The following is a 15,322-nucleotide window of genomic DNA, read 5'->3' as shown; positions in this document are numbered from 1 at the left end:
GTTGACCACAAGCGCCAATTGCCATGACCGAACCCACTTCCCTCGCCAGCTGGACCCGTGCCCTGCGCAAGCAGCTCGACGCCCTGGGCCTCGACAGCGCCGCGCTGTGCGCCGAAGCCGGGCTGGACCCGCAGCAGATGGACGACCCCAACGCCCGCTATCGGTTGTCGGCCACCACGCGCCTATGGACGCTGGCGGTACAGGCCAGTGGCGACCCGGCGATTGGGCTGCGGGTGTCGCGGTTTGTCAGCCCCACCACCTTTCATGCGCTGGGTTACGCATTGGTGGCCAGCGGCAGCTTGCGCGAGGTGTTCGAGCGCATCGTGCGCTATCACCAGGTGGTCAGTGATGCCCTGGACCTGGAGCTGAGCCGCCACGGCGACATCTACCGTTTTCGCCTGCTCCAACCTCCAGGCAGCCCCGCGCCCGCGCCGGAAGCGATTGATGCCTTTGCGGCGATCTACGTACGCACCTGTCGCAACCGCCTGGGTCGCGACTATGCGCCGTTGGCCGTTTACCTGCGGCGCCCGGAACCCGCCGACCCCGAGCCGTGGCACAGGGTATTTCGCGCGCCGGTATGGTTTGCCGCCGACGAAGACCGCCTGGAATTCGCCGCCAGCGATTTCGACAGCCATCTGGACGACGCCAACCCGGAGCTGGCCGAACACAACGAAACCGTGCTCAAGCGCACCCTCGCCCAACTGCAACCGTTGACCTGGGAACGCAAGGTGCGCGCCGCCATCGAGGCGCAATTGCCAGACGGCGAGCCAAGCGCCGAACGTATTGCCCAAGCGCTGCACTTGAGCTTGCGCAGCTTGCAGCGGCATCTGGCCGATGAAGGCTGTCGATTCGACGCCTTGCTCAATGAGTGCCGGCAAAACCTGGCGTTATTGCACCTGCGTGACCCGCAGTGCTCACTGGCCGAGATCAGCCATTTGCTGGGGTTTGCCGATACCAGCAGTTTCAATCGTGCGTTCAAGCGCTGGACGGGGATGACGCCGGGGCAGTTTCGCGAGGGGTTGCAGTAGGAAGGGCCTCATCGCAGGCAAGCCAGCTCCCACAGGGGAATGGGTTCACATCATGTGGGAGCTGGCTTGTCGGGTCGCCGCATCGCTGCGATGAGGCCGGTACAACCACCACAAACTCCTGAGTTTGATTACAAACCTGTCATCCAATTGTGCGGCTTTTGTCCGCGTCCGCTGGTTACCGTGTTGGCCTGCTTTCTGGAGTCCTCACTATGTACCGCACTGCCTTGTTCCTGAGCCTCGTCGTGGCCACCGTCGCCCAGGCGACGCCACAACTGCCCCGCCACGCCGAGCTGGATCTGCACGCCGCTCGCCAACTGGCCGACGCCAGCCTGGCCCACTGCACCGCGGCGCTGACCGTACTCGACCGCGGTGGCAACCTGTTGCTGGGCCTGCGCGCTGACGGTGTCGGCCCGCACAACAGCCTCGCCAGCCAACGCAAGGCGTACACGGCGCTGTCGACAAAAACCCCGACCCGGCTGTTTGCCGAACGGGCGCGTAATAACCCCGAGGCCGCCAACCTCAACAGCGTGCCCGAGCTGCTGTTGCTCGGCGGCGGCGTGCCGCTGTTTGCCGATGCCGAACTGGTCGGTGCGCTGGGCATCGCCGGTGCCGGTGGCGCCGCGCAGGATGAAGCCTGCGCCGTACAAGCCGCCGAGCAACTGGGCTTGAAAATCACCCCTTGATTCCACTTCCCTCAAAAGGACTTCGCGATGAAAACGTTGAGCATGACCCTTGCCGCACTGAGCTTGAGTGGCCTGTGCAACCTGGCCCTGGCCGACGGCAACCCCCTGAGCGTGCACGTACTCAACCTGGAAAACGGCCTGCCAAGCGCCGGTGTCAACGTGACCCTGGAACAGCACGTGGGCGATAAATGGCAGTCGCTGTCTGAAGGTGTGACCAACCAGCAAGGCCGCATCGCCGAGCTGTTCCCGGCCAACCGCAGCATGCAGCCGGGCGAGTACCGCGTGGTGTTCAAGACCGGCGATTACTACAAGAAGGCGAACCGCGAGACGTTCTTCCCCGAGGTGCCGGTGATTTTCCAGGTCAAGCAGGCCGACCAGCACTACCACATCCCGCTGCTGCTCAGCCCTTACGGCTTCTCCACCTATCGCGGTTCATAGGCCCGCGGCCAGCCGCAGCCCATTGAGGTCGCGTATCTCGATGGCGCCGTAACTCAAGCCGATAATGCCCTGTTGCTCCAGCGCTTTGAGCAGACTGTTGATGGTCTGGCGCGACAGGCCCAGCATCGCCGCCAGATCCTCCTGGGGCAGTTGCAGCACGCGGCGCGCCTGCTCAACTTCGCCATAGCCTTGGGCGATCATCAGCAGCCGATGGGCAAGGCGCTTTGAAGCGGGCATCAGGCTCATCTGTTCGATATTGATCAACGACAGCCGCAGTTTATGGCTCATCAACAGTGCCATCTCCCGCCAGAACAGCGGATGCTGTTCGAGAATGCCGAGCATCGCCGCCTGCGGCACCTGCAGCAGTCTGCAAGCACCCGTGGCCAAGGCATCGTGGGTGCGCGGCAGGTTGTCGAACAGGCAGATCTCGCCGAACCAGTAGGGCGTTTCCACCAGGCTCAACACCGCTTCCTTGCCTTGGGCACTGACCGCACTGATGCGCACCGTGCCTTCCAGCACCGCATACACGCCGCACGGCGGGTCACCGCGCTTGAACAGGTACTGCCCCGCCGTCAGCACACGCAACCGCGCCGCCCCCAGCAGGCTACGCTGCAAGTCAGGCGGCAAATGGCTGAACCAATGACCGCGAGCCAATTGCGCGTGCCATGTCCCTGTGTCCATGCGAACTCCGAAGATTGTCGCCCAATTGACAGTTAGGCACCGACTGACAGGGCATGATCAAACATCCTACAGGAGGAACAACAATGAAAAGCCTCGTCGACCACCTCAGTCAATACGCCGCATACCACCGCGACCCACGCAACATCGCCAGCCACTTCATCGGTATTCCGTTGATTGTGGTGGCGGTGGCCGTGCTGTTGTCGCGCCCCGAATGGTCGATGGGCGGGCTGTGGCTATCACCTGCGGTACTGCTGGCGTTGTTTTCGGCGTGGTTTTATCTGCGCCTAGAACTGGCCTTGGGCGTGTTGATGACGGTGCTGATGGGCTTGTCGGTGTGGGCCGGGCATGTGCTGGCGGCGCAAAGCACGGCGGTGTGGCTGAGCAGCGGCGTGGGGATGTTTGTGGTGGGCTGGGTGATTCAGTTCGTCGGGCATTACTACGAAGGCAGGAAGCCTGCGTTTGTGGATGATGTGTCGGGGCTGATCGTAGGGCCGTTGTTTGTGGTGGCGGAGTTGGCGTTTTTGCTGGGGTTGCGGCAGGACCTCAAGCGCCAGATTGAAGAGCGCTCTGGGCCGGTGGCAGTACGCGGGAAAAACGCCACGGTCTAACAAGTACTGAACATCCAATGTGGGAGCCGGGCTTGCCCGCGATGGCGGTGGATCAGTTGGCATAACTGTCGACTGACACACCGCCATCGCGGGCAAGCCCGGCTCCCACAAGGGTTTTGCAGTGTTATTAGGCTTTTTGCCAGACCTTGGGTTTGAAGAACAGGGTCTCGCCCCGCGCCAACCCGGTGAGGCTGTCATGGTCTTTCACCACTTCGGCCTCAATCAACTCGCTTTGGCCTTCGACCTTCAAGGTCACGCGAGTAGTCGCGCCCAACGGCCGAATATCCCGCACTTGCGCCGCATGGTGATCTTCCAGTTCATGGCGTGACAACGACACTTCGTGGGGACGGAACAGCAGGTGCTTGTCTTCGCCCAAATGCAGGCGGTTGGAGTCCCCCAGGAAGTGATAGACAAAGTCGCTGGCCGGGTTTTCGTAGACGTCGCCCGGTGAACCGATCTGCTCGATCACGCCCTTGTTCATCACCACGATACGGTCGGCGACTTCCATGGCCTCTTCCTGGTCGTGGGTCACGAAGACCGAGGTCAGGTTGATGTCCTCGTGCAGGCGCGCCAGCCAGCGGCGCAGTTCTTTACGCACCTTGGCATCAAGGGCGCCGAACGGCTCGTCGAGCAGCAGAACCTTGGGCTCCACCGCCAAGGCGCGGGCCAGGGCGATACGCTGGCGCTGGCCACCGGAAAGTTGTTCCGGGTAGCGGTCGGACAACCAATCGAGCTGCACCATGTTCAGCAGCTCGTGAACCTTGCTCGCGATCTGGCTTTCGGTGGGGCGTTGGTTTTTCGGCTTCATGCGCAGGCCGAAAGCGACGTTGTCGAACACGGTCATGTGGCGGAACAGCGCGTAGTGCTGGAACACAAAGCCCACGTTGCGATCACGCACATCGTGGCCGGAAACGTCTTCGCCATGGAACACGATGCTGCCGGCGTCCGGGGTTTCCAGGCCGGCGATGATGCGCAGCAACGTGGTCTTGCCGCAGCCGGACGGGCCCAGCAACGCCACCAGCTCGCCACTCTGGATATCCAGGTTGATGCTGTCCAGGGCCTTGAAGGCGTTGAAGTTCTTGCTGACATTACGGACTTCGATCGACATGACTTATTCCTCACCCGCGCTGTTGCGCAGGCGGTTGATTCGGTTCTCGCTCCACTGCTTGAGCAGCAGGATGAAGAGCGCCAGGATCAGCAACAGGCTGGCCACCGCAAACGCGGCAACGTGGTTGTATTCGTTGTAGAGAATCTCGACATGCAGCGGCAGCGTGTTGGTGACGCCGCGAATGTGGCCGGACACCACCGACACCGCGCCGAACTCACCCATGGCCCGCGCCGTACACAGCACCACGCCGTAGATCAGGCCCCACTTGATGTTCGGCACGGTGACATGCCAGAACATCTGCCAGCCATTGGCGCCCAGCAGGCGCGCGGCTTCTTCTTCCTGGGTGCCCTGCTCCTGCATCAGCGGGATCAACTCACGGGCCACGAACGGCACGGTGACGAAGATGGTCGCCAGCACGATGCCCGGCAGGGCGAACACGATCTGGATGTCATGCTCTTGCAGCCACGGCCCGAAGAAGCCCTGGGCGCCGAACATCAACACGTACACCAGGCCGGCGATCACCGGCGAGACCGAGAACGGCAGGTCGATCAGCGTGACCAGGATGCTCTTGCCACGGAACGAGTACTTGCTCACGCACCAGGCGGCGCTGACGCCGAACACCAGGTTGAGCGGCACCGAAATCAGCACGGCGATCACCGTGAGTTTCAGCGCCGACAGCGCGTCTGGCTCAAGGATTGCGGTGAAGAACGTGCCGAGGCCGTTCTTCAAGCCCTGGGACACCACCACCAGCAATGGCAGCAGCAGAAACAGGACGAATACCAGCCAGCCAAGGCCGATCAGGAAACGTCGCGAGGTCGCACTGCCACGCCGGGCGGCGTTGGCCGAGGACGCGGCGGAAATAGACGATTGGGACATGTTCCGCGCCTCCTTATGGACGTTCGATGCGCCGCTGCAACAGGTTGATCAGCAGCAGCAAGACAAAGGACACCACCAGCATCAGCACACCAATGGAGGTGGCGCCGCGGTAGTCGTATTGGTCGAGCTTGACCATGATCAGCAATGGCAGGATTTCGGTTTTCATCGGCATGTTGCCAGCGATGAAGATCACCGACCCGTACTCACCCACGCCTCGGGCAAACGCCAGGGCGAAGCCGGTCAGCCAGGCGGGCAACAATGCCGGCACGAGGATGTAGCGGAACACCTGCAACGGCTTGGCGCCGAGGCAGGCGGCGGCCTCTTCGATTTCCCGGGGGATATCGGCCAGCACCGGCTGCACCGTGCGCACCACGAAGGGCAACGTGACGAAGGTCAGCGCCAGGGTGATACCCAGGGGGGTGTAGGCGATCTTGAAACCCAGGTCGGCGGCAAACTGGCCGACCAGGCCGTTGGGCGCGTACAGCGCCGTCAGCGCGATACCGGCGACGGCGGTGGGCAGGGCGAACGGCAGGTCGATCATCGCGTCGATGACCTTGCGCCCGGGGAAGGTGTAGCGCACCAGCACCCAGGCCAACAAAGTGCCAATCACACCGTTGATGAGTGCGGCGTACAGCGCGGTACTGAAGCTCAGCTTCAAGGCCGCCAGCACGCGAGGCGCGGAGATGATGTTCCAGAACTGATCCCAGGTGAGTTGAGCGGCGTGTACAAACATCGCCGCCAGGGGGATGAGTACGATCAGGCTGAGGTACACCACGGTGTAGCCCAGCGTCAGCCCGAAGCCGGGTATGACGGGGGAGATACGACGCGACATAAGAGTCCTTGGTTAAAGGGTAGAAACCACTGTAGGAGCGTGCGTTCTGTGGCAGCTGGCTTTTCTGTGGGAGCCGGGCTTGCCCGCGATGCAGGCACCTCGGTGTATCAGCCACACCATGGTGATGCTATCGCAGGCAAGCCAGCTCCCACACCAGCCCAGTCCCTACAGAAAGTCAGGCCCCTACAGGTACTTTGGCTTATTGCGCCGTGTAGATCTGGTCGAACACGCCACCGTCATTGAAGAATTTCGGTTGGGCAGTTTTCCAGCCGCCGAAGTCTTTGTCGATAGTCACCAGGTCCAGTTTCGGGAACTGCTGGGCGTATTTGGCGGCGACTTTTTCATCCCGTGGACGGTAGAAGTTCTTCGCCGCAATCTCCTGGCCCGCCGGGCTGTACAGGTGGTTGAGGTACGCGGTGGCGATCTCGGTGTTGCCCTTTTTCTCGGCGTTCTTGTCCACAACGGCCACAGGCGGTTCCGCCAGGATCGACAGGGAAGGCACGACGATGTCGAACTTGTCGGCGCCGCCGTCTTCCTTCAAGGCCAGGAACGCCTCGTTTTCCCACGCCAGCAGCACGTCACCCTGGCCGTTGTTGACGAAGGTAATGGTAGAACCGCGCGCGCCGGTGTCCAGTATCGGCACGTGCTTGAACAGCTCTTTGACGTATTCCTGGGCCTTGGCTTCGCTGCCGCCAGCCTTGAGGCCGTAGGCCCAGGCGGCGAGGAAGTTCCAGCGTGCACCGCCGGAGGTTTTCGGGTTGGGCGTGATCACCGACACGTCTTTCTTGATCAGGTCGCCCCAGTCCTTGATGCCTTTGGGGTTGCCCTTGCGTACCAGGAACACGATGGTGGAGGTGTATGGGGTGCTGGCGTCCGGCAGGCGGGTCTGCCAGTTCTCCGGCAGGGTCTTGCCCAGCTTGGCGACTTCATCAATGTCACCGGCCAGGGCCAGGGTCACTACGTCGGCGCGCAGGCCGTCAATCACTGCGCGTGCTTGCTTGCCCGAGCCACCGTGGGACTGCTGGATCTTGACGTTGTCGCCGGGGTGGGACTGTTTCCAGAAGCTGGTGAACTCAGCGTTGTAATCCTGGTACAGCTCACGGGTGGGGTCGTACGAGACGTTGAGCAACTCGTAGTCCTTGGCAACGGCGGAACCGGCAAACACGGCACTGGCCAATGCGGCCAAGGCATAACGGCGAATCGACGACATAGAAGCTCCTGAAATTCTTGAGTGTTGGCTTTTCTTGTAATTGCGGGTCTATCGCCGTTCTTGCTCAGCTCGGTTTGTTACCGGGGTTCTGCAGACGGAATTTTTCCTTGCGTTCGATCTGTACCACTTGGGCGTTGTGTACGGTGATTTCCACCGCGCCAAACCGCAGGTCGCGCAGGGCGCTCTGGATTTCACGCAAAATGGCTGCTTCGTCCTGGCCGTCAACGCTACGTAGAGATGCGCTCATGGTCTCGCTCCTGAAAATGAGTAGTGCCTGGCAGTGGCGGCACTGCTTGCGGCGTGAGGGCGATAGTAGATAAGCGCGGATATTCTTAAAAATACTATTTAAGAATGTTTATATAACCAGAAAGAATTTTCTGATAGGGCATGGGGTTGCAAGGGTTTCCACAGAAAAAACGCTCATGCACAGTCGCCGCAGAACCCTGTGGGAGCTGGCTTGCCTGCGAAAGCGGTGGTGCAGTAACACATGCAGCGACTGACACACCGCCTTCGCGGGCAAGCCCGGCTCCCACATTGACCGCGTCAGTCCTGGCGGATCAGAGGTGCTCGGGTCCAGTCGATTTCATCAGCCGGCATCGGCCGTCCAAACCAGTACCCCTGGCCCATGTCGCATTCCTGATCCAGTAGGAACCGCGCCTGTTCCACCTGCTCAATTCCTTCGGCGTGCACCTGCATGCCCATGCTTTTGGCCAGGGCGATCACCACGCGCACAATCGCCGCGTCGTCTTCGTCCCACGGCAAGCCCGCCACAAAGCCCTGGTCGATCTTGAGCTTCTGCACCGGCAGACGCTTGAGGCGCAGCAACGAGGAATAGCCGGTGCCAAAGTCGTCGATCGCCAGGCGCAGGCCCAGTTCGCGCAGGCGGTGCAGTTGCTCCAACGCGACTTCCGGGTCGTCCATCACGGCGCTCTCGGTGACTTCCAGCTCCAGGAAGGCCGGGTCCAGCCCAGTGGTGTGCAGCACTTGGGCCACTTGCTCATACAGCTCGCGCCGGGCAAACAGGCGGCTGGAGACATTGATTGCGATAAAGCTCAGCGGCGCGCCGTCGGCCAGCCATTGGCACATCTGGCGGCACGCCTGGTCCATCACCCACGCATCGATGTCGGCAATCAGCCCGGTGCGCTCGGCGATAGGAATGAACTCGCCCGGCGGTACCAGGCCGCGTTCCGGGTGCTGCCAGCGCACCAATGCTTCAACGCCGACCAAACGGCTGTCGTGCAGGTCGTGCACCGGCTGGTAATACACGCGCAGCTCATGTTGGTCGAGGGCGCGACGCAGCTCGCCGGCGATTTCCACCCGGTGTTGGGCGTGGGCGGTCAGCTCTTCGGTATACAACGCGTAGCCTTCGCGCCCGGCGCTCTTGGCCTTGAACAACGCGGAATCGGCGTTGCGCAGCAATTGCTCGGCGCTCAGGGCGTCACTGGGGAACAGGCTGATGCCGATACTGGCGCTGATAAACAGCTGGTTGCCGTCAAAAATGAACGGATCCTTCATGGCGTTGAGCATGCGCTGCGCCAAGGCCGCCGCTTGCACCACCTGCGGGCAGCTTTCGGCCAGCACGGCAAACTCGTCGCCTCCCAGGCGCGCCAGGGTAACCCCCGGCCCAAACAGGCCGCTGAGGCGTTCGGCCACCAACTTGAGCAACTGATCGCCAACGTTATGGCCGAGGCTGTCGTTGATGATCTTGAAGTGGTCCAGGTCCATCAACAGCAGGGCGCAGCCACGCTTATGCACCTGCGCAGAGGCCAGGGCCTGCTCGGCGCGATCGGTAAACAGCAGGCGGTTGGGCAGATCGGTGAGCGGGTCGTGGTGTGCCAGATGCGCCAATTCGTGCTCGGAGTTCTTCATGGCGCTGATGTCCGAAAACACCGCCACGTAGTGGCTGACCTGGCCCTGGTCATCGTGAATCACGCGGATGGTTTGCCACTGGGGGTAAACCTCGCCGCTTTTACGTCGGTTCCAGATTTCGCCGCTCCATTCGCCGGTGCTTTCCAGGGCCTGGAACATCTGCTGGTAGAAATGCGCCGAGTGGCGCCCGGACTTGAACAGGCTTGGCCGTTGGCCCATGACCTCTTCGCACTGATAGCCGGTGATCTCCATGAACGCGCGGTTGACGTGCACGATCAGCCCCTGGGTATCGGTGACCAGCACCCCTTCGCGGGTGCAATCGAACACCGCAGCGGCCTGACGCAGGCGCTCGCGGTTCTCTTTCAGGGGTTGTTGCAACGCATGGGCACGGGCAAAACGCCAGCCTATCCAGTAAATGAGCAAGGCGCTGAGGCTGACCCACACATAACCGCGCGCTTGCAGCCAGCGTCCCAGCTCCAAGGGTTCATCGATAAAGTTGATTAATAGGTAATGGCTGAGCTGGAGCCAAAGGATGGAAACCAGCAGGTACACCAACCCCGCACGTAGGGCACCTCGGTATGAAAACAGCATATGCTTAGTAATCCTTACTAAATAACCAGAATCGCCCTACAAAGGATCAGGATTATAGAGGAGGAAACACTTTGTAAGTCTTATCTGAAACGGTGACTGGTTTTATCTGCAAAGGAAGTGATAATGCGGGTGCTGTTTTTTTCTTTATCTGAGGGCCATACAGCCTATGTGGTACAACGGTTTTCTTGATCTGTCCGCCTGGCAACTGGTGGCAGTCACGCTGTTGATGACCCACGTGACCATTATTGGGGTCACTGTCTATCTGCACCGTTATTCGGCCCATCGCTCGCTCGAGCTCAATGCCGGCCTTAAACACTTCTTCCGCTTCTGGCTGTGGCTGACCACGGCGCAGAACACTCGCGAGTGGACCGCCATCCACCGCAAGCACCACGCCAAATGCGAAACCGTCGATGACCCGCACAGCCCGGTGATCAAGGGCTTGTCCACCGTGCTGCGCAAAGGTGCCGAGCTGTACCGCGCCGAGGCGGAAAACCCCGAGACCCTGCGTATCTACGGCAAAAACTGCCCGGACGACTGGATCGAACGCAATCTCTACACGCGCTACCCGCTGTTGGGCGTGGCGCTCATGGGCGTGATCGACCTGCTGCTGTTCGGCACCATCGGTATCACTATCTGGGCGATCCAGATGATGTGGATCCCGTTCTGGGCCGCCGGCGTCATCAACGGCCTGGGGCATGCCGTGGGCTATCGCAACTTCGAATGCCGTGACGCCGCCACCAACCTGGTGCCGTGGGGCATCATCGTCGGCGGCGAAGAGCTGCACAACAATCACCACACCTACCCCAATTCGGCCAAGCTGTCGGTGAAGAAGTGGGAGTTCGACCTGGGCTGGGCCTGGATCAAGGTGTTCAGCTTCCTGCGCCTGGCCAAGGTGCAGCGTGTAGCGCCCATCGCCCACCGCGTCGAAGGCAAGGGCAGCCTGGACATGGACACCGCCATGGCGATCCTCAACAACCGCTTCCAGATCATGGCCCAATACCGCAAGTTGGTGATTGGCCCGCTGGTCAAGCAGGAGCTGGAGAAGGTCGATCATTCGGTACGCCACCAGTTCCACCGCGCCAAGCGCCTGCTGTCGCGGGAAACCAGCTTGCTGGAAGACCGCCATCACCTGCGCATCCAGAGCATGCTGGAACACAGCCATGCCCTGACCGTGATCTACGAAAAGCGCCTGGCGCTGCAGCAGATCTGGCTCAAGACCAGTTCCAACGGCCACGACATGCTGGCGGCGATCAAGGAATGGGTGCATGAAGCCGAGGCCAGTGGCATCCAATCCCTGCGCGATTTTGCCCACCAGTTGAAGACTTACTCGTTGCGTCCTACAGCAGCGTGAGGGCGCCGTGGGAGGGTTCGCCCTCCCACGCACTGGCTTTTTGGCGTCATTTTCCGGGCACCGTCAATCCACGCCGTTCACGGAACTTCACCGCAATTCCCCTCTCTCAAAGAACACTTCGCCATCATGGTGACCCCTTGTAGTGACCGCTTTTGCACCTGCGGCGCGCCCAGAGAGAGTTGTACCGATGGTTCACGAAAAGCCCAGCCTGCCCGATGTGCCCACCGCAGAGCCGCCGCGCCCGGCCGCGGCGGCGACCCTGTTGGCGCTCATGCATGCTCAAGGTGAAGTCGAGCGGCTGAGTGAGCGTGAGCAACTGCTCAGTTCCCTGCTGGTCAGCGTGAACGCCGTGCTCTGGGCCATCGACTGGGAAACACGCCGCGTGCTGTATGTGAGCCCGGCGTACGAGCGCCTGTTTGGCCGCTCTGCCGGCCTGCTGCTGGCCGACCACCGCGAATGGCGCAACAGCGTCCACCCCGAAGACCTCGACTACGCCGAACACAGCCTGGCCCGTGTGCTGGAACAGGGCGCCGTGGAGGACCGCGAGTACCGCATCATCACCGCTGACGGGCAGATCCGCTGGTTGAGCGACAAGTGCTACATCAACCAGCAGGTGGTGCCCGGTGAAGCGCTGATCGTGGTGGGCATCGCCGAAGACATCACCGAAAAGAAGCAACTTGAGCTGGAACTGCATCGCCTCGCCACCACCGACGTACTGACCCAAAGCAGCAACCGGCGACACTTCTTCGAACTCGCCAACCAGGCGTTCGACAATGCCTGCGCGCAGGGCACGCCGCTGGCGTTCCTGTTGCTGGACATCGATGATTTCAAAGACATCAACGACACCTATGGCCACCTGGAGGGCGACCAGGTGCTGCGGCGCATCGCCGAGAGCGGTCGCGGGGTATTGCGCCGTGGCGACCTGTTCGGACGCGTTGGCGGCGAAGAATTTGCTGCTGTGCTGCCGGGTTGCCCACCGGAGATGGCCCTGCAGGTTGCCGAGCGGTTGGGCAAGGAAATCCAGGCATTGGTGTTCAGCTACGAAGGGCATGAATTCAATGTGACCGTCAGCCAAGGCCTGGCCGGCCTGCGCGAAGATGACTCCACCCTCGACAGCCTGTTTGCGCGAGCGGATGCGGCGATGTACGAAGCAAAACGCCAGGGCAAGAACCGCGTTATCGCCGGTTAACACCGACCCACTGTGGGAGCTGGCTTGCCTGCGATGGCGTCTTGACTGACCCACCGCTATCGCAGGCAAGCCAGCTCCCACAATTGACCGGTGTGTGTTTCAGGTTTTGCGCACTCGGGTCAGTTCCGGCAAGCCGACCTTGAGCAGCCGCGCGGTCTTGCTGCCCGCCAGTTCTTCCAGCCCTTCATGCTCGGTCAGCCGCGCCATTTGCACCGCCAGGTTCACCACCAGGGCTTCGCGCGAATACACCCCGCCTTCAAGTGAATAGATCCCTGCGATCAACTGTCGCAACTCCAGCGGCAAGCGCCAACGTGTGCGCAATGCCGAACCGTAGGCGGCGCCAAAGGCGTCGAGGGATTCCCCTATGGCTTCGTCATCCAGGGCGCCGCCGCCCTGGCGCCAGTCTTCCAGGCAGCGCAACAAGGCCAGGTCGCCCAAGCGGTGCAGGATGCAGGCGCTGTAGCAACGCTCGTGATCGAGCTCTAGCATGCGCGCCAGGCGCCGGGCGTAGTCGGCGCTGTCCTGGGACAGTTGCCAGTGCCGCTCGGCGTAGGCCACCAGCCCGGGGTCACCCAACACCACGTTGTGCTTGAGCGCCAGGCCCAGGATGAGATTCATGCTCTGGCCGGGCACCAACTTATGCAGGGCCTCTGACAGGGTCTGCACCGGCGTGCCGTGGTAGCCGGCGCTGTTGGCGGCGGCGATGAGTACGGCGGTGATTTGCGGGTCGCTGTGCACCTGGCCTTCCAACTGCTTGAGGTCCAGGCCTTCGGGGCCGAGGCTGCGTTGCACGGCAGCTTTCACATCCACGCGCAGCGGCGCGCCATCGCAGACCTCGCGGCGCCGCTCAAGGAAGGCTGGCAAGGTCATGCCCGGCGCCAGCGGTGGGATTTCGCAGTACACGCTTTCGCCTTCGTTGAGCAGCAGGTCTTGCAGGCGCTGGGTCAGGCTTTCCATGTTCAGCGGGCGGGTGAGGTAGGCGGTGGGCGCCAGAGGCAAGGCTTCGCGCACGCTGGCACTGTCGTTGCGACTGCTCAGCAAGATAAACGGCAGCGAACGGCGTTTCTGGCGCACGCTGCGCAGCAGGCTCAGGCCATCCACGCCCGGCAGCTCCCAATCGGCCAAGATCAGGTCATAGGTTTTTTCGCCCAACAGCGTGGCGGCGTGTTGCCCATCGGCGCACACATCCAGCCGTGCGTCACAGCGCACATTCAACAGCACTTGCTTGAGCAGGTCCCGCGACCAAGGGTCTGCTTCGGCGATTAACACTCGGGGTACAGCGGGTAAATCAACAGCAGTCATCCAGCACGCTCCATCGGCAATGCTTGCACCTTAGACAATGCAGGCGCGTGCGTACAATGAAGCAGGCACAAAAAAACCGCCGAAGCGGTTTTTTTGTTTTTCGTAGGAACGGGCGTGTCAGAGTTCGGAGAAGCACTCTTCGATGATCGCCAAGCCCTTGTCCAACTGCTCGTCCGGCGAGGTCAGGGGCACCAGTACGCGCAATACGTTGCCGTAGGTACCGCAGGACAGCAGGATCAGGCCCTTGTCACGTGCCTTGGCCACCACGGAGGCAACGGCGGCAGCGTTTGGCTTGTGGGTGTCGCCGTCTTCGAACAGCTCGACCGCGATCATCGCGCCCAAGGCACGCACTTCGCCGATCACCGGGTACTTGGCCTGAATGGCCTTGAGGCCAGTCACTAGGCGCTCGCCCACGGCCTTGCAGCGGTCCAGCAGGTGCTCTTCTTCGAACACTTCCATCACGGCCAGGGCCGCGGCGCAGGCAATCGGGCTACCGGCATAGGTGCCGCCCAGGCCGCCTGGAGCGATGGCGTCCATGTACTCGGCCTTGCCGCACACACCGGCCAGCGGGAAGCCGCCCGCGATGGATTTGGCGAAGGTGGTCAGGTCGGCGGCAACGCCCATCTGTTCCATGGCGAAGAAGGTACCGGTACGCCCGGCACCGGTTTGCACTTCGTCGGCGATCAGCAGGATGCCGTGCTTGTCGCACAGTTCGCGCAGGCGCTTCATGAAGGCTTTCGGCGCGACGTAGAAACCGCCTTCGCCCTGTACCGGCTCGATGATGATGGCGGCGATATCACGCGGCTCGGCATCGTTCTTGAAGATACGCTCGATGCTGGCGATGGAGTCGTCGATGCTCACACCGTGCAGTTCGTTGGGGTACAGCGCACGGAACACGCCGCCCGGCATCAGGCCCATGCCGGCCGAGTAAGGCACCACCTTACCGGTGAGGCCCAGGGTCATCATAGTGCGGCCGTGGTAAGCACCGGTGAAGGCGATCACGCCGGCACGGCCCGTGGCGGCGCGGGCGATTTTCACGGCGTTTTCTACCGCTTCGGAACCAGTGGTAACCAGCAGGGTTTTCTTGGCGAAATCACCTGGCACCTTGGCGGCGACTTTTTCGCACACTTCTACGTAGGGCTCGTAGGCCAATACCTGGAAGCAGGTGTGGGTCAGCTTGTTGAGTTGCTCGGTCACGGCCGCGATGATTTTCGGGTGCACGTGGCCGGTGTTCAGCACGGCGATACCGCCGGCGAAGTCGATGAACTCGCGACCTTCAACGTCGGTCACGGTGGCGTTCTTCGCGGAGTCGGCGAAGATCGGGTGAATCTGGCCAACACCGCGCGGTACAGCGGCCTCGCGGCGTTTCATCAGGGAAGCGTTGGTCTTGCTCATGAAGTCCTCATTCGCCGCTCATCGGGCGGCGTGGCTCAAGGATAGGTGGCGGGGAGGCAACTACGGCAGCATGCGATGATCGACTGCCACAGCTTTCCCGGCCACTGCGAATAACCATGTGAAACACGCAAAGGGGCAGCGCTCTCGTGCCCTCTGCGTTT

General features: G+C 61.8%; 15 protein-coding genes. 6 read left to right on the top strand and 9 right to left on the bottom strand.

Features of this window, described 5'->3' with window-relative positions:
- Nucleotides 1-23 precede the first annotated feature (23 nt).
- From BMH52_RS14055 to uraH, 3 genes are all read left to right on the top strand, one after another.
- Nucleotides 24-1,028: an AraC family transcriptional regulator gene (locus BMH52_RS14055; RefSeq protein ID WP_019819904.1), complete on the top strand. Its 1,005-nt coding sequence runs from the start codon at nt 24-26 to the stop codon at nt 1,026-1,028.
- A 209-nt stretch (nt 1,029-1,237) separates the two neighbouring features.
- Complete coding sequence (locus tag BMH52_RS14050; RefSeq protein ID WP_073844002.1) at nt 1,238-1,711, top strand: heme-binding protein; 474 nt, start codon at nt 1,238-1,240, stop codon at nt 1,709-1,711.
- A 27-nt stretch (nt 1,712-1,738) separates the two neighbouring features.
- Nucleotides 1,739-2,149, top strand: coding sequence for a hydroxyisourate hydrolase (gene uraH / locus BMH52_RS14045; protein WP_014716425.1), 411 nt, complete (start codon nt 1,739-1,741; stop codon nt 2,147-2,149).
- Here the strand turns inward: uraH and BMH52_RS14040 are convergent.
- On the bottom strand, nt 2,144-2,830 hold the full coding sequence (locus tag BMH52_RS14040; RefSeq protein ID WP_014716424.1) for a Crp/Fnr family transcriptional regulator: 687 nt from the start codon (nt 2,828-2,830) through the stop codon (nt 2,144-2,146). The two genes, uraH and BMH52_RS14040, sit on opposite strands and share 6 nt — an antisense overlap.
- Nucleotides 2,831-2,913: 83 nt before the next feature.
- On the opposite strand from BMH52_RS14040, the gene BMH52_RS14035 reads away from it, so the two are divergent.
- Nucleotides 2,914-3,438, top strand: a complete 525-nt coding sequence (locus BMH52_RS14035; RefSeq protein ID WP_020302209.1) for a DUF962 domain-containing protein — start codon at nt 2,914-2,916, stop codon at nt 3,436-3,438.
- Between the two features lie 127 nt (nt 3,439-3,565).
- On the opposite strand, the gene BMH52_RS14030 is transcribed toward BMH52_RS14035, so the two are convergent.
- The 6 genes from BMH52_RS14030 to dibA form a co-directional block, all read right to left on the bottom strand.
- Nucleotides 3,566-4,546 carry a sulfate/molybdate ABC transporter ATP-binding protein gene (locus BMH52_RS14030; protein ID WP_014716422.1) on the bottom strand — a complete coding sequence of 327 codons (981 nt, stop codon included), beginning with the start codon at nt 4,544-4,546 and terminating at the stop codon, nt 3,566-3,568.
- Nucleotides 4,547-4,549: 3 nt separating this feature from the next.
- On the bottom strand, nt 4,550-5,422 hold the full coding sequence (gene cysW, locus BMH52_RS14025) for a sulfate ABC transporter permease subunit CysW (RefSeq protein WP_073844000.1): 873 nt from the start codon (nt 5,420-5,422) through the stop codon (nt 4,550-4,552).
- Between the two features lie 13 nt (nt 5,423-5,435).
- Nucleotides 5,436-6,254 (bottom strand): sulfate ABC transporter permease subunit CysT, encoded by an 819-nt coding sequence (gene cysT, locus BMH52_RS14020; protein WP_003187564.1) that lies wholly within the window; start codon nt 6,252-6,254, stop codon nt 5,436-5,438.
- Between the two features lie 199 nt (nt 6,255-6,453).
- The gene (locus tag BMH52_RS14015) at nt 6,454-7,464 is read right to left on the bottom strand and encodes a sulfate ABC transporter substrate-binding protein (protein ID WP_014716420.1); all 1,011 of its coding nucleotides are present in this window, start codon (nt 7,462-7,464) and stop codon (nt 6,454-6,456) included.
- A gap of 64 nt (nt 7,465-7,528) precedes the next feature.
- Nucleotides 7,529-7,711: a sulfur starvation response protein OscA gene (gene oscA / locus BMH52_RS14010; protein ID WP_003170956.1), complete on the bottom strand. Its 183-nt coding sequence runs from the start codon at nt 7,709-7,711 to the stop codon at nt 7,529-7,531.
- Nucleotides 7,712-8,007: 296 nt separating this feature from the next.
- Nucleotides 8,008-9,924, bottom strand: coding sequence for a phosphodiesterase DibA (dibA, locus tag BMH52_RS14005; protein ID WP_073843998.1), 1,917 nt, complete (start codon nt 9,922-9,924; stop codon nt 8,008-8,010).
- A gap of 166 nt (nt 9,925-10,090) precedes the next feature.
- On the opposite strand from dibA, the gene desA reads away from it, so the two are divergent.
- Together desA and BMH52_RS13995 are read left to right on the top strand one after the other, a co-directional pair.
- Entirely contained in the window at nt 10,091-11,275 is a 1,185-nt protein-coding gene (gene desA / locus BMH52_RS14000) for a delta-9 fatty acid desaturase DesA (RefSeq protein ID WP_003187559.1), read from the top strand.
- A gap of 187 nt (nt 11,276-11,462) precedes the next feature.
- A complete protein-coding gene (locus tag BMH52_RS13995) occupies nt 11,463-12,464 on the top strand; it encodes a sensor domain-containing diguanylate cyclase (protein WP_032894198.1) in 1,002 nt (333 codons plus the stop codon).
- Between the two features lie 99 nt (nt 12,465-12,563).
- Here the strand turns inward: BMH52_RS13995 and BMH52_RS13990 are convergent, their stop codons facing one another.
- Nucleotides 12,564-13,766 (bottom strand): HDOD domain-containing protein, encoded by a 1,203-nt coding sequence (locus tag BMH52_RS13990; RefSeq protein ID WP_073843996.1) that lies wholly within the window; start codon nt 13,764-13,766, stop codon nt 12,564-12,566.
- A gap of 117 nt (nt 13,767-13,883) precedes the next feature.
- Nucleotides 13,884-15,161: a 4-aminobutyrate--2-oxoglutarate transaminase gene (gene gabT, locus BMH52_RS13985; protein ID WP_073453930.1), complete on the bottom strand. Its 1,278-nt coding sequence runs from the start codon at nt 15,159-15,161 to the stop codon at nt 13,884-13,886.
- Nucleotides 15,162-15,322: the final 161 nt, after the last annotated feature.

Origin of the sequence: Pseudomonas sp. BTN1, from assembly GCF_001907715.1 — a bacterium.
GTDB lineage: Bacteria > Pseudomonadota > Gammaproteobacteria > Pseudomonadales > Pseudomonadaceae > Aquipseudomonas > Aquipseudomonas paracarnis.
The sequence above is the reverse complement of the archived record's forward strand: the minus strand, read 5'-3'. Positions and strand labels throughout refer to the sequence as shown.

What these genes read in the sequence shown, in the direction of transcription:
- BMH52_RS14055 (WP_019819904.1), top strand. Translation starts at nt 24, where the DNA reads ATGACCGAACCCACTTCCCTCGCCAGCTGGACCCGTGCCCTGCGCAAG.
- BMH52_RS14050 (WP_073844002.1), top strand. Translation starts at nt 1,238, where the DNA reads ATGTACCGCACTGCCTTGTTCCTGAGCCTCGTCGTGGCCACCGTCGCC.
- uraH (WP_014716425.1), top strand. Translation starts at nt 1,739, where the DNA reads ATGAAAACGTTGAGCATGACCCTTGCCGCACTGAGCTTGAGTGGCCTG.
- BMH52_RS14040 (WP_014716424.1), bottom strand. Translation starts at nt 2,830, where the DNA reads ATGGACACAGGGACATGGCACGCGCAATTGGCTCGCGGTCATTGGTTC.
- BMH52_RS14035 (WP_020302209.1), top strand. Translation starts at nt 2,914, where the DNA reads ATGAAAAGCCTCGTCGACCACCTCAGTCAATACGCCGCATACCACCGC.
- BMH52_RS14030 (WP_014716422.1), bottom strand. Translation starts at nt 4,546, where the DNA reads ATGTCGATCGAAGTCCGTAATGTCAGCAAGAACTTCAACGCCTTCAAG.
- cysW (WP_073844000.1), bottom strand. Translation starts at nt 5,422, where the DNA reads ATGTCCCAATCGTCTATTTCCGCCGCGTCCTCGGCCAACGCCGCCCGG.
- cysT (WP_003187564.1), bottom strand. Translation starts at nt 6,254, where the DNA reads ATGTCGCGTCGTATCTCCCCCGTCATACCCGGCTTCGGGCTGACGCTG.
- BMH52_RS14015 (WP_014716420.1), bottom strand. Translation starts at nt 7,464, where the DNA reads ATGTCGTCGATTCGCCGTTATGCCTTGGCCGCATTGGCCAGTGCCGTG.
- oscA (WP_003170956.1), bottom strand. Translation starts at nt 7,711, where the DNA reads ATGAGCGCATCTCTACGTAGCGTTGACGGCCAGGACGAAGCAGCCATT.
- dibA (WP_073843998.1), bottom strand. Translation starts at nt 9,924, where the DNA reads ATGCTGTTTTCATACCGAGGTGCCCTACGTGCGGGGTTGGTGTACCTG.
- desA (WP_003187559.1), top strand. Translation starts at nt 10,091, where the DNA reads ATGTGGTACAACGGTTTTCTTGATCTGTCCGCCTGGCAACTGGTGGCA.
- BMH52_RS13995 (WP_032894198.1), top strand. Translation starts at nt 11,463, where the DNA reads ATGGTTCACGAAAAGCCCAGCCTGCCCGATGTGCCCACCGCAGAGCCG.
- BMH52_RS13990 (WP_073843996.1), bottom strand. Translation starts at nt 13,766, where the DNA reads ATGACTGCTGTTGATTTACCCGCTGTACCCCGAGTGTTAATCGCCGAA.
- gabT (WP_073453930.1), bottom strand. Translation starts at nt 15,161, where the DNA reads ATGAGCAAGACCAACGCTTCCCTGATGAAACGCCGCGAGGCCGCTGTA.